This window comes from Kitasatospora sp. LaBMicrA B282 (assembly GCF_050325825.1).
In the GTDB taxonomy this organism is placed as follows: domain Bacteria; phylum Actinomycetota; class Actinomycetes; order Streptomycetales; family Streptomycetaceae; genus Kitasatospora.
Window position 1 is genome coordinate 1 of the sequence record NZ_JBNQTI010000199.1, and the last position, 13328, is coordinate 13328.

A 13328-nucleotide genomic window follows, 5' to 3' on the forward strand; every position below is an offset into this window, starting at 1 on the left:
GAAGTATGCCTCCCGCTCACGCGTCAGCTGCCTCGCTCCCTGTGCCTTCCGGTCCTTGCGGATCTCGAAGTCCATCGCACCCCTTGAGCTGGGGTGTTGCAACGACCGTTAGAACCCAAGTGGCGGTCCCGGGGGCGCTGTTCCGTGTCGGGCTGCTCAGTACTGGACGGCTCAGTACCGGGTGGTCACCGAGGCGCCGGTGAAGGCGGTGGTGGCGTGCAGGGTGAGGTAGACCTCGCCGGCGGGCGGGTTGCTGATGGTGAGGGTGTGCGGGCCGGCGCCGGTGGCGGAGGCGGTGTAGTTGGTCGGGGAGGCCCAGGAGGCGGCGGAGTAGTAGAGGTCGGCGCTGCCGGAGCCCGGGGTGGTGGTGATGGTCAGGCTCGGGGTGCCGGCGGGGACGTCGAGGTAGAGGTAGGTGTTGTCGTCGGCGGCGGCCGCCAGGCCGGAGCGGGCGCAGTCCTGGCCCAGCGCGCGGGTGTCGCTGCCGGTGCACTCGGCGGGGGCGGTGACGGTGACGGTCTGGGTGGTGGTGGCGGTGGCGCCCCGGCTGTCGGTGACGGTCAGGGTGACCTGGTAGCTGCCGGCCGCGGCGTAGGTCCTGCTCGGGTTCGCCTCGGTCGAGGTGGTGCCGTCACCGAAGTCCCAGCTGCGGGCGGTGATGCTGCCCCCGGCGTCGGTGGAGGTGTCGGTGAAGGCCGCGGTCAGGCCGCCGACCTGGGCGGTGAAGCCGGCGGCCGGGCCCTGGGTCGGGGCGGTGCAGGCGCCGGCGGCGCACTTGGCCAGCCAGGCGGTCCAGTCGGCGTCGTAGCTGGTGCCGATCGAGGTCAGCAGGTCGTACGCGGCCTGGTAGTTGCCCGCCCGGTAGTCGCCGAGCAGGGTGTTCACGTCCGACCAGTGGTTCTCCAGCATGTAGCGGACCGAGAGGTAGCCCCACGGGTAGACCCGGTCGTCGCCGCTGCCGTAGGTGTTGGCGAAGATCGTGCTCAGCGGGTAGGTCGCCTTGGCCGCGTCGGCCACCGCCTCGGTGTCGGTCACGCCGCGGTAGGTGTAGGAGTCGTACTCGGCCAGGCCCTCGATCCACCAGATGGTGTCGGGCGTGGAGGTGGCGGCGGTGAAGTCGCCGAGGGTGTCGTAGCGGGCGTCCAGGTAGTGCGTGTACTCGTGGTTGAGGTTCCAGATGCCGGCGGTGAAGCCGTCGTCGCCGTTCTGGTAGGTGAGCGAGAACGGCTGGTTGTTGGGGTCGGTCGGGTTGCCGACCACGGTGATGCCGCCGTTGTCGGTGCCCACCCCGAAGATCTCACCGGCGTAGGTCTGGTAGTCCTGCGGGCTGGCGAAGACCACCATCTGCAGCGTGGACTCGTACTGCCCGGGCAGCGGCCCGGAGTCCTTGACCACGTTGTGGAAGAAGGTGGTCTCCCCGGTCAGGCTGGTGCAGGTGGCGGCCTGCTGGTCCGCGGTGAGCGCCTGGGACAGGATGGTGATCGTCCCGCACGGGTAACTGTTGGTCAGCACCGCCGCCTTGAGCCGGTTCGGCAGGTCGCAGGTGCCGTAGTCGGCGCAGTTGCCGTTGTCGTACTGGTCCGCCTGGGCGGCCACGCCCACCCAGAGCCCGGCGGTCGGGCCGGTCATCGCGGAGTCGGCGAGCAGGCCCTTGACCAGCGGGCGCACCGTGGGCAGCAGGGTGGTGTCCTGCAGGAAGCGGGCCAGTTCGGTGCCGGCGTTGGACTCCAGGTAGCCCTGGGCGCCGCCGAGCAGCCCGAGGTTGGTGGTGGCGAAGGTGTCGAGGGTGGTGAGGATGCTCGGGTCGGCCTCGGTGGCGGCGACGAAGTCGGCGTTCTGGTGGCCGCGGAAGAGCACGGTGTAGACGTTGTTGACCGCCAGGTCCATGTTCGGGGCGCTGTCGTAGCTGCTGTTGTAGCCGGCCAACAGCCGCTTCTCGACCGGCAGGTAGCGGGCGTTCTGGCCGGCGCTGTCGATCAGGGTGACCGCCTCGGCGAGCACCGCGCCGTTGGCGTCGGTCACGTCCTGACTGTGCGGGGCGGCGTAGAAGGCGTCCAGGGCGGCCTGGATCGCGTTCTGCAGGGTGGCGCCGTAACTGCCCACGTCGGCAGCGTCGTTCCACTGCACGTAGTAGCCGGCCCGCAGGTAGAGCACCAGTTCCAGCAGGTGGGTGCTGTCGTCGCCCGGGTAGCTCGGGGCGGCGGTGGCCAGGGCGTTCGCGATGGTGGTCATCTGCGATTCCTGGAAGGCCTGGTGGGCCGTGGCGCCGGTGACGGCGAACAGGGTGTTGACGCAGTCGGAGCCGGCCGCCTCCACCGCCTGGACCAGCGCGTCGCCGGTGTTCGCGGTCAGCGCGTTCGGGTCGCAGGTCGCGTTCGCGCGGGCCGTCGGGTGGGCCGCCGGCTTGCTGCGGGCCTGCTGCCGGGCCGTGGGGGCGGCGGACAGCGGCGGTCGGTCGGCCGCGCTGAGCCGCTGTGCGCCGTCGTCGTCGCGCACCGTGCCGCTGGCCGGCTGTGGGGGCAGGCCCGGGCGGGTGGTGCGGTGGCCGGCGGCCGGCTGGGACTTGGTCGCGGCGGTGGCCGGGTGACCGGGCTGCGCGGACGCCGCGGCGGCGAGGCCCGGCGGCGTGGCCAGGCCGAGGCCGGCGGTCAGCGCCAGGCCGGCGATCAGGAGTCGGGGGAACTGCTTCCCGACGGGTAGGGCTCTCACGTGGGGTGCTCCCGGTGTGGGGGCCGCGCTCGGGTACGGCACGGCCTTGCGGGGTGAGGACCGTGGCAGGCGGAGAGCATGACGGTGCGTCAACGGGGTCCGGCGGCGCCGGTGGGGTGGTGCGGGTGGGGTCGGCGGCGGGTGGACGGCGTTGACCGTCTGGCATGCACACGGTGGGGCGTGTGGCATGTACCATTGCATACATCACATGGTTCTGGAAGAGGTATGACAGCAGGAAGCCCCGAACCTGACTGGACAAGTTCGGGGCTGCGTCGACCGGTTCGGGGCTGCGTCGACCGGTTCAGGGCTGCTTCGAGCCGCTCAGGCCACTTCCGTCGGGTTCAGGCCGCCGGCACCCGCAGCACCGCCACCACCGGCAGGTGGTCGGTGGCCGCCAGCAACTCCTCCACCGGCAGCGGCGGCACCCCGCAGGCCAGGACCTCGATCCCCGGCGAGGCGAAGACGGCGTCCAGCCGCTGCAGCGGGTCCCCCGGCCGCGAGGTGTACTCGCCGCCCCACGCACTGGTCGCCCACCCGTCCTGGTAGTGCGCCGCCAGTCCCTGCCAACCCGGGTCCTCCGGGTGCTCGTTGAAGTCCCCCGCGATCACCGAGTGCTCCCGGATCGCCGCCTGCTCGTGCAGCAGCTCGAACTGCTGCACCCGCTCCGGCCCGATGAAGCTCAGGTGGCAACTGGTGAGCGCGAACGGCACCGCGCGCCCGAGGCGCACCACCGAGGTGGCGAACCCGCGGGCGTGCATGCCGCGGTGCTTGGGGAGCAGCCGGTCGTGCCGGCCGAGCAGGGTCACCCGCAGCCGGCCGAGCAGCAGCGGGCCGGCCGCGGTGCGCCCGCCGCCGGAGAGCACCACGGTGCCGGTGTGGCGGGCCAGCCAGGCCGCCTGGCCCTCGGGGCGCCAGTAGCGCGGCGACTCCTGAACGCAGATCAGGTCCGGCTCGCAGGCGCGGATCACCCGGGCCAGCGCCCGCCGGTCGTCGCGCTGCGAGCGGATGTTGTAGCTGAGCACGCGGACCAGTTCGGCACCGTCGGGCTGGGGACCGGAAGGCGGCAGGTCGAGGGTCACCCGGCCAAGGTACCCAACCGGGGCCGCCGGCGGGCGACCGGCTCCGCCGTCCGCGGAGCCGGTGACAGCTCGTCAGGTGCGGTGGCCGGCCGCCGGTTTCAGCGGGTGCGGGCAAGGTCGCCGGCGCCCACGATGCCCGCGGAGGAGCCCATCGAGGCCAGCACCACCTCGGCCCGCGGCCGGTGCACGCCACCGGTGAGGTACTTCTCGTAGTCCTTGGCGACCGGGTCGAGCAGCAGCCGGCCGGAGTCCGAGACCCCGCCGCCGAGCACGAAGACGCCCGGGTCGAAGAGCGCCGCCAGGTCGGCCAGGCCGCGGCCCAGCCAGTCGGCCAGCTCGGCGTAGCACTCCAGGGCCAGCGGGTCGCCCTCCTCCGCGGCCTGGGTGATGTGGATGCCGCGGATGGTCTCCGCCACCCCGTCGTTGAGCTCGAGCATCCGCCGGCCGCGCACCTGGTCGGCCGCCGCCTTCTCCCGGCCGTAGCGGCGCAGCGCCCGCCCGGAGCCGTACTGCTCCCAGCAGCCCTTGCCGCCGCAGCCGCAGAGCAGGCCGTCCGGCACCATGTTGAGGTGGCCGATCTCGCCGGCCACGCCGAACCGGCCGCGGTGCAGCCGCCCGTCCAGCACGATGCCGCCGCCGATCCCGGTGCCGACGGTGATCAGCACCATGTCGGAGTGCTCGGCCGCGGCGCCGAACCGGAACTCGGCCCAGGCCGCGCAGTTGGCGTCGTTCTCCACCACCGTGTCGAGGCCGGTGAGTTCCTCGATCCGGGTGCGCAGCGGCTCGTTCTCCCAGGCGATGTTGGGGGCGAAGATCACCGTGGAGCGGTCGCGGTCCACGAAGCCGGGCGCGCCCACGCCGACGGCCTCGACCTCGTCGTACTCCGCCTTGAGTTCGCGGACCGCCTGGGCGATGGCATCGACCGCCCACTGCGGGTCGGCCGGGGTGGGGACCCGGGTGCGGGCCAGGATCTCGCCGTGCTCGTCGACCACGCCGGCCGCGATCTTCGTGCCGCCGACGTCGACGCCGATGGTCAGAGCCATGTGTCCCTCAGTCATTCGCTCGTGCCCGATGGGCGGAACGGTACCCGCCCGGCCGTGCTCCCGTACACACCTGGCCATACATTATCCGAAGACAAGGCCGGAAAAGCCGCGCCGAATGCTTCAAAAGTCGTACGATTCGCCCCGGACCGTAGCCTTCGGAACCCGTTCGGTGATCGGCGGTGACCAGCCGTCACCCGCCGGGGCGACCGGCCCGGGACACGCCTTCGGGAGCACCAGGGCGTGTCTTTCGGATCGCGCCGGGCGGTCGCCGCCGGGGCACGCACCTCGACGGCTTCTCGTCAGTCGCCGATGCTCCGCATGGACTTCTTCCTCGGCGCCGCCGATGCACGCACCCCAACGACGCCCGCTGATCCGACGCGATCCGAAAGACACGCCCTAGTCATCGAGGTCGATCCGCTCGGACTCGGCCGCCTCGGGGGCCGACCAGCGGCGCTCGTGGCCGGCGACGGCGGCCCGGTAGGCGGCCAGCAGCTCGTTGCCGGCGGCCGCCAGGTGGTCGAAGACCTCGGGGTTCTCCGCCTTGACCCGACCGAACAGTCGCTCGGCCTGTTCCCCCACCGACGCGGCGAGCTTGCGCACCTCGTCGACGAGGGGGTTGTCGACAGGATCTGAACTGTTCATGACGCGCGCCTCCCGGTGCCACGGTGGCGGCCCGCGCCTGTGCGGCAGCCCGCCCGGTCCCCTCAGACGCTACCGGTTCGCCGCTACAGGACGGGTCGGCCACCCACCGCCCGACCGGCCCGCCACCCCCGCCGGCCGGCTACCCGCCGCTCGGCCACAGCGCCGGGTCGGGCACGAAGCGCACCGTCAGCTCCCCGTCCCGCAGCGCGGCCCCGGCCACCGTGCAGCGGCGCAGCGCGGACGGCAGCGGCAGGATCCGGCGGTACGGCCCGAGGCCCACCACCAGCTCGTCGCCCCGCCGCAGCAGCTCCAGGTCGGCCCGCTCCGCGCCGGGCGCGGCGAGCCGCCAGAGCAGCACCCCGTCCTCGGCCAGCCGGTCCTCCGCCCGCCACGGCCAGGCCTCGGCCGGCCGCGGCCCGGGCCCGGTGCCGTACAGCTGGGCGGCCACCTGGTGCGGGTCGCCGGCCGTCCGGTCCGCCGTCAGCACCGGCACCCCGAGGTCGAGGCCGGCCAGCCGGTCCCGCTCGGCGGCGGCCTGCTCGGCCAGCCAGGGGTCGGCGGAGTCCAGTGCGGCGGCGGGCAGCGCGCGGTGGGCCACCACCGCGTCCAGCCGGTGCCCGAAGAGCGCCAGGCCGGCGGCGGCCCGGCGGGTCGCGGTCAGCGAGGCCGCGCCGGCGTCCAGCGCCAGCCGGACCGAGGTGCCGGGCGACTCGATCACCGCCCGGGTGGCGGCCAGCTCGCCGGCCGCCCAGGCGCGGGCCGAGTAGAGCCACTCGGCGGGCATCGGCACCCCGGCCACCGCGGCGAGCAGCGGGCGCAGCGCGCGGGCCGCCTGGCGCTGCTCGGGCAGCAGGCGGTCGAGGTAGCGGTCCAGCTGCTCGGGCAGCGCGAGCGCGGCGGTCAGCTCGGCAGGCGGCGGGGCGGCGGCCACCACCACGTCGTACTCCCCCGCCGGTACCCGCAGCGCGCGCAGCAGGGCGAGCTGGCGGGTGCCGGGCAGCGCGGTCAGCTCGTCGGGCTCCAGCGGGTCGACGCCGAGCAGGTCGAAGCCGGTGCGCAGCTTGCCGTCCAGGCCGGCCAGCGCGTCCCGGAAGGCCTGCTGCTCGTCGATCCGGGCGGCCCAGAGCCGCTCGCCGAGCGGCCGGGCCGAGCCGTCCAGCCGGTGGCCGAGCGCCTCGTCGACCAGTCGGTGCGGATCGTCGGCGGCCAGCAGCAGGGTGTCCAGCCCCTGCCCGGCGGCGTGCAGCGCGGTCGCCACGGCCACCGCAGGCACCGCGGCGGCCTCGCCGGTGACCAGCACCGTCCGGGTCACGGCTAGCGCTCCGCGGCGGTGGTCCCGGGCCGGCTCTCCACCCGCTTCTTCAGACCGGCCAGCGCCCGGTCGATGATCACCTTCTCGGCCTTGCGCTTGATCATGCCGAGCATCGGGATCTTGACGTCGACCGCGAGCTGGTAGCTGACCTCGGTGCCGCCGGCCGCCGGGGCCAGCGTGTAGGAGCCGTCCAGCGAGCGCAGCATCTGGCTCTTCACCAGGGTCCAGGAGACCTCGCGGTCGCCGTCCCAGGTGTAGGCGAGCACGTGCTCGTCGCGGATCGCGCCGGCGTCCAGCAGCAGCCGCACCTGCCCGGCGCGGCCGTCCTCGCCGCGCTCCAGCACCTGGATCTCCTTGACCTCCCCCGTCCACAGCGGGTACGCCTCGAAGTCGGCGATCACCGCCATCACCTCGGCCGCCGTCGCCTCGATGACGATGCTCGACCTGGTGTGTTCCGCCATGGGAGGGCCTCCGCGTTGTCCCGTACCACTGTGTCGTCCCGGGTGGTCCCGGGCCCGGGCAGCTCGGCTGCGCCCGGGTGCCGCCAAGTGCCCTGGAAGGCTATCGCGGCCACCGGGGCCGTAGGGCCCGGGATCGGCGGTCGCCGGGCCCACTACCGGCCGGTACCCGTGGGCTGCCGTAAGGTGCGTCTCGAAACGATCAGTGGCTCACCTGAAGGGTGTGACACTTCGAACAGAGCGGCTGACCCCCCTACCCGAATCTGACTACCGGGCAGTAACGTCCTGCCGTCCCGCAGCGTCGCAGACGAGGAGCAGCAGTGCTCGACTTCAGCCTTCCGGCCCTCTACCAGACCCCGAGCGGTGGCAACCTCTCCGACCTGGTGCACCAGAACGCCGCTGAGCGCCCCCGGGTCGCCGTGGTCAGCCGGAAGCTCGAAGGCCGCTGGCAGGACGTCACCGCCGCCGCGTTCCTGGGCGAGGTGCACCGCGCCGCCAAAGGGCTGATCGCGGTCGGCGTGCAGCCGGGCGACCGGGTCGCGGTGATGTCGCGCACCCGCTACGAGTGGACGCTGCTGGACTTCGCGATCTGGTCCGCGGGCGCGATCACCGTGCCGGTGTACGAGACCTCCTCCGCCGAGCAGGTGCAGTGGATCCTCGGCGACTCGGGCGCGGTCGCCGTGGTCACCGAGACCGACAGCCACGCTGCGGTGGTCGAGTCGGTGCGCGGGCAGCTGCCGGAGCTGAAGCACACCTGGCAGATCGAGCGCGGCGCGCTGACCGAGCTGGCCGCGGCCGGCAGCACCGTGCCGGACGCCACGGTGACCGAGCGCCGCTCGATCCCGACCGCCGACTCGATCGCCACCATCGTCTACACCTCGGGCACCACCGGGCGGCCGAAGGGCTGCCAGCTGACCCACGGCAACTTCCTGGCCGAGCTGGGCAACGTGACCGCCCGGATGCCGGAGCTGTTCCGGGCCGGCGAGAGCTCGGTGCTGCTCTTCCTGCCGCTGGCCCACGTGCTGGGCCGGATCGCCGAGATCGCCGCCGCGATGTCCGGCGCCAAGCTGGGCCACGTCTCGGACATCAAGGACGTCACCGCCGAGCTGGCCTCCTTCCGCCCGACCCTGATCCTGGGCGTGCCGCGGGTCTTCGAGAAGGTCTACAACACCGCCCGGGCCAAGGCGCAGGCCGACGGCAAGGGCAAGATCTTCGACCGCGCGGCCGACACCGCGATCGCCTACAGCCGGGCCCTGTCGGCCGGCGGCCCCGGCCTGGGCCTGCGGCTGCGGCACGCGCTCTTCGACAAGCTGGTCTACAGCAAGCTGCGGGCCGCCCTCGGCGGCCGGGCCACCCACGCGATCTCCGGCGGCGCCCCGCTCGGCGAGCGGCTGGGCCACTTCTACCGGGGCATCGGCTTCACCGTGCTGGAGGGCTACGGCCTGACCGAGACCTGCGCGGCCACCGCCTTCAACCCGGACGACAAGCCGAAGATCGGCACCGTCGGCCAGCCGCTGCCCGGCTCGGCGGTGCGGATCGCCGACGACGGCGAGGTGCTGCTCAAGGGCCCGCAGGTGTTCACCGGCTACTGGAACAACCCGACCGCCACCGCCGACGCGCTCAGCGACGGCTGGTTCGCCACCGGCGACCTGGGCAGCCTGGACGACGAGGGCTACCTGACCATCACCGGCCGGAAGAAGGAGATCATCGTCACCGCCGGCGGCAAGAACGTGGCCCCCGCGGTGATCGAGGACCGGATCCGGGCCCACCCGCTGGTCGGCGAGGTGATGGTGGTGGGCGACCGCAGGCCGTTCATCGCCTGCCTGGTCACCCTCGACCCCGAGTTCCTGCCCAAGTGGCTGGAGCTGAACGACCGCCCGCCGGCCACGGCGGCCGAGCTGCGCCGGGACCCGGCGCTGCTGGCCGCGATCCAGGAGGCGGTGGACGACGGCAACAAAGCGGTCTCGCACGCCGAGGCGGTCAAGAAGTTCGTCATCCTCGACACCGACTTCTCCGAGGCCAACGGCTACCTGACCCCGTCGCTCAAGCTGAAGCGCAACGTGGTGCTGAAGGACTTCGCCGCCGACATCGAGGCGCTCTACCAGAAGTAGTCACCGGGTGCCCGAAGGCCCGGCCGCGTTCCCCTGGCGGGGAGCCGCGGCCGGGCCTTCGAGGCTGGTGCGCGCCGGGTACCGGTCAGCCCGCCAGCAGCCCGCCGAGCCGCTCCGCGAGCAGGTCCCAGCGCCAGGCCTGCTCCACCCAGCGCCGCCCGGCCTCGCCCAGCTTGCGCCGCAGCGCCTCGTCGCCCAGCAGCGGCACGATCCGCTCGGCCACCGCGGCCGGCGAGCCGCCGGGCACCACGTAGCCGGTCTCGCCCTCCAGCACCGCGTCCGGCGCACCGCCCGAGTCGCCCGCCACCACCGGCAGCCCGGTGGCCGAGGCCTCCAGGTAGACGATGCCGAGCCCCTCCACGTCCAGCCCGCCGCGCCGGGTCCGGCAGGGCATCGCGAACACGTCGCCGGCCCCGTAGTGGGCGGGCAGCTCGGACCACGGCACCTCGCCGGTGAACCGCACCGCGGCGGCCACCCCCTTGGCCTCGGCCAGCTTGCGCAGGTCGGCCAGGTAGGGGCCGCCGCCGACGATCAGCAGCACCGTCTCGGGCTCGGCGGCCAGGATCCGCGGCAGGGCGGCGATCAGCGTGTCCTGCCCCTTGCGCGGCACCAGCCGGGAGACGCAGACCACCACCGGACGGTCGGTCAGGCCGAGCCGGGCGCGCACCTCGGCCCCGCCGGAGCCCGGGTGGAAGGTCTGCTCGTCGACCCCCGGCGGCAGCCGCTCCATCCGCGCCGCGGGGCCGGGGCCGACGGCGGCGGCGATCCGGGAGCGGGTGTACTCGCCGAGGTAGGTGAGGGTGTCGGTACCCTCGCCGATCCGGCGCAGCAGCTGCCGGGAGGCCGGCAGCTGGGCCCAGGCGGCCTCGTGACCGTGGGTCATGCCGAGCAGCCGGCGGGCACCGGCGCGGCGCAGCGCGGGGGCCATCAGGCCGAGCGGTGCGGCCGCGCCGAACCAGACGGTGTCGCAGCCCTCGGCGCGCAGCAGCTCGGCGGCCCGCCGGGTGACCCGGGGGGTGGGCAGCAGCATGTGGCTGCGGTCCCGGATCACCGGGAAGGGCTGCTCGGCGTCGAAGCGCTCGACCTCCCGACCGTCGCGCCAGGATGAGGCATACACCACAATTCCACCCGCTGGTTGGCGGACCGCCATGTTGTGGACAAAGGCCTGGATACCGCCTGGCCGCGGGGGAAAGTCGTTGGTCACCACAAGGGTCTTCGGCATACTGTCCACGGCTCGCTCGGTCGGGGGGTGCTCGGTTCACCGCTCGGTGATCCGTACCATAGGTCACCATGCCGTCCCGGTGGGAACGGGCTGCGGCCGGCCGCAGCGGGCCGGACGCAGCTGGGGGAACCCGGGGAACGAGCCGCGGCCCGCAACCGTTTCCCCCCGTGCCCCTGTCCCAGTCGACACGGGTGCCGACACGGGCACCGGCAGGTGCGCAGCTAACGAGGGAGCACAGTGGTGGTGGCCAAGGACGGCCCGGCCGAGCCGAACGGCGACGAAGGCAGCGGGGGCCTCGCCCTCGCCGCACCCCCGGAGCCCGGTGCCACGGCCGTCACCCCGGCCGCACCGGCCCGGGCGACCGCCTGGCGGGTCGGCGGCTCCTGGCTGCTGACCCGGATCCTGCTGGTCCTGATGGTCACCGGCGTGCTGAAGATAGCGCCGCTGGACGTGACCACCGACGTCTCGGTGATCTACCACGGCTGGTACGAGGTGCTGCAGACCGGCACCTTCCCGATGGACGACGTCACCTGGCAGTACCCGCCGGCCGCCGCGCTGGTGGTCCTGGCCCCCGGGCTGCTCCCCTGGTCCTACCTGACCTCCTTCTTCGTGCTGTGCGGCGTCTTCGACACGCTCGCCATGGGCATGCTGCTGCGCGCCGGGCTGCGCCGCGGGCGCAGCTTCACCGGCGCCTGGATCTGGGTGATCGGGGTGCCGCTGCTCGGCCCGACCGTCTACTGCCGCTACGACATCCTGGTCACCGCGGTGGCCATGACCGGTCTGCTGGTGCTGCTGCGCCGCCCGGTGCTGGGCGGCATCCTGCTCGGCTTCGGCGGGATGATGAAGGTCTGGCCGCTGCTCGGCCTGGCCGGCACCCCGCGCGGCCGGCGCACCCGGCGGTCCTGGACCGCGGCGGTGGGCGCCGTGGCCACGCTCTCCTTCCTGCTGGCGGCCGGGATGAACGGTGCCTTCCAGTTCCTCACCTTCCAGGCCGACCGCGGCATCGAGGTGGAGTCGCTGGGCGCGCTGCCGCTGCACTTCGCCAAGATGTTCGGCTGGTGGAACGGCTCGGTGACGATGAACTACGGGTCGGTGGAGTTCCTCGGCCCGTGGGTCCAGGTGATCTCCAAGGTCGTCATGGGTGCCACCGTGGCGGGCTTCTGCTGGCTGCTCTACTGGCGGCTGCGGGCCCGGCGCTGGCAGCCCTCCACGCTCTACGACGCGGCGCTGGCCACCCTGCTGATCTTCACGGTGACCAGCCGGGTGATCAGCCCGCAGTACCTGGTCTGGCTGGTCGGCCTGGCGGCGGTCTGCCTGACCGTGCGCGGCAGCAGCCAGCGCCCGGTGGCGGTGCTGATCCTGGTGGCGACGATGCTCACCACGCTGGAGTTCCCGATGAACTTCGGCCAGGTGGTCAACAGCCTGCCGTGGGGCGTCACCGTGCTGACCAGCCGGAACCTGGTGCTGCTGGCCGCCACGATCATCTCCTGCCGCCGGCTGTGGCGCTCCACCCGCGGCCCGCTGCCGGCGGTCGCCGAGCCGGCCCTGGCGGCGGCCGAGGAGCAGCCGGCGGAGCAGAAGTACCCGGTGCGGCCGGGGATCGCCTACGAGCAGGACCTGCTCGACGACATCGAGCGGGGCTGACCCGCTCCGCGGCCGATCCGACCGGGTTGTCGGGGCCGGCTCGGTTGTCGGGGCCGGCTCAGTTGCCCGGCCCGGCTCAGTTGTCCGGGCCGACCTGGCGGAGCACCTCGGCGATCCACCGCCTGGTGAACTCGGCCAGCCCGTAGCCCAGGTGCTCGGTGAGGATCCGGTCCAGCTGCTGGTCCCGGCCGCCGCCCGGCCCGGCCGCCCCCACCGCCCGGTAGACCCCGACCAGGGCCTGCTGCCCGTGCTCGGTGGCGATCAGGTTGCAGGCCAACCAGGAGAGCTCGTAGGCCTGCGCGATGCCGGTCGAGCCGGAGGCGAAGTCGGCGTCGGTGGGCAGCGCGGTGGGCAGCTTGCCGGCCGCCACGTCCTGGGTGAGCTCGGGGGCGATCTGCCGGGCGGTGTGACCGGTGTCCAGGTACCCGGTGTAGTCGGCGACGCCCTCGGAGAGCCAGAGCGGGGTCCACGGGTGGGTGTCGGCCCGGGTGGCCACGTGGGTGCACTCGTGGGTGATCACCACGTGCTTGCCGAAGTCGCTGAGCTGGTGGAAGGCGTCGGGGTTGACCAGCACCCGGTCGGCCGGGGTGCGCACCGGGGCACCGGGCGCGGCGACGGTGACCGCGGCTATGTCGGAGTAGCTGCTCGGGTCCACCCCCAGCAGCCGGGTGAACTGGGCCTCGGTGCTCGGCAACTGGAGCAGCAGGCGGCCGGCCCAGCCGGTGCCCCAGACCGCGCTCACCGCCGGCACCGCCCGGTCGCCGAGCCCGGCCAGCGCCGTCAGCTCGGCCTGCGGGGCGGGCCCGAGCACCAGGCAGTGCGTCCCGCGCACCGGCGTGGGGTCGCCCGGGTCCCAGGGCGCGGCGGCGCTGCCGGGCGCCGCGCCCTCGCCGGTCACCACCCCGCCCGCGACGGTCAGCCGGCGCTTCAGCACGGCCGGGTAGTCGTCGAAGCCGGCCAGCCGGTAGCTCAGGTCGGCGTCCACCGTGTCGCCCTGCCAGGAGGTCACCCGGTAGTCGAGCTGGGCCAGCCGCAGCGCGGCCAGCGCGCCGCCGCGCAGCGCCGCGGCGTGCGCCGCCAGCGCGGCGTCGAACCGCTCGGCGCCGCC

At 73.7% G+C, this 13328-nt stretch carries 10 protein-coding genes; 2 read left to right on the forward strand and 8 right to left on the reverse strand.

Annotation, left to right across the window (positions count from 1 at the left end; genetic code table 11):
• Positions 1 to 171 precede the first annotated feature (171 nt).
• The 6 genes from ACQRUO_RS34440 to ACQRUO_RS34465 form a co-directional block, all read right to left on the reverse strand.
• On the reverse strand, positions 172 to 2709 hold the full coding sequence (locus ACQRUO_RS34440; protein ID WP_428320089.1) for a collagenase: 2538 nt from the start codon (positions 2707 to 2709) through the stop codon (positions 172 to 174).
• 341 nt (positions 2710 to 3050) lie between these two features.
• The gene (locus tag ACQRUO_RS34445; protein ID WP_428320090.1) at positions 3051 to 3788 is read right to left on the reverse strand and encodes an endonuclease/exonuclease/phosphatase family protein; all 738 of its coding nucleotides are present in this window, start codon (positions 3786 to 3788) and stop codon (positions 3051 to 3053) included.
• Positions 3789 to 3886: 98 nt separating this feature from the next.
• On the reverse strand, positions 3887 to 4831 hold the full coding sequence (locus ACQRUO_RS34450) for an ROK family glucokinase (RefSeq protein WP_428320091.1): 945 nt from the start codon (positions 4829 to 4831) through the stop codon (positions 3887 to 3889).
• Positions 4832 to 5227: 396 nt separating this feature from the next.
• Positions 5228 to 5473, reverse strand: coding sequence for a DUF5304 family protein (locus ACQRUO_RS34455; protein WP_428320092.1), 246 nt, complete (start codon positions 5471 to 5473; stop codon positions 5228 to 5230).
• Between the two features lie 139 nt (positions 5474 to 5612).
• Entirely contained in the window at positions 5613 to 6785 is a 1173-nt protein-coding gene (locus ACQRUO_RS34460; RefSeq protein ID WP_428320093.1) for an ArsA family ATPase, read from the reverse strand.
• A gap of 2 nt (positions 6786 to 6787) precedes the next feature.
• Positions 6788 to 7246: an SRPBCC family protein gene (locus ACQRUO_RS34465; RefSeq protein WP_428320094.1), complete on the reverse strand. Its 459-nt coding sequence runs from the start codon at positions 7244 to 7246 to the stop codon at positions 6788 to 6790.
• Positions 7247 to 7563: 317 nt separating this feature from the next.
• Here ACQRUO_RS34465 and ACQRUO_RS34470 point away from each other — a divergent pair, with 317 nt between their 5' ends.
• On the forward strand, positions 7564 to 9354 hold the full coding sequence (locus ACQRUO_RS34470) for an AMP-dependent synthetase/ligase (protein WP_428320095.1): 1791 nt from the start codon (positions 7564 to 7566) through the stop codon (positions 9352 to 9354).
• A gap of 85 nt (positions 9355 to 9439) precedes the next feature.
• Here ACQRUO_RS34470 and ACQRUO_RS34475 read toward each other — a convergent pair whose 3' ends face one another.
• Positions 9440 to 10576, reverse strand: a complete 1137-nt coding sequence (locus ACQRUO_RS34475; protein ID WP_428320096.1) for a glycosyltransferase family 4 protein — start codon at positions 10574 to 10576, stop codon at positions 9440 to 9442.
• Between the two features lie 240 nt (positions 10577 to 10816).
• On the opposite strand from ACQRUO_RS34475, the gene ACQRUO_RS34480 reads away from it, so the two are divergent.
• Positions 10817 to 12220, forward strand: a complete 1404-nt coding sequence (locus tag ACQRUO_RS34480; protein WP_428320097.1) for a glycosyltransferase 87 family protein — start codon at positions 10817 to 10819, stop codon at positions 12218 to 12220.
• 76 nt (positions 12221 to 12296) lie between these two features.
• On the opposite strand, the gene ACQRUO_RS34485 is transcribed toward ACQRUO_RS34480, so the two are convergent.
• On the reverse strand, positions 12297 to 13328 hold a 1032-nt coding region (locus tag ACQRUO_RS34485; RefSeq protein WP_428320098.1), incomplete at its 5' end, for a hypothetical protein.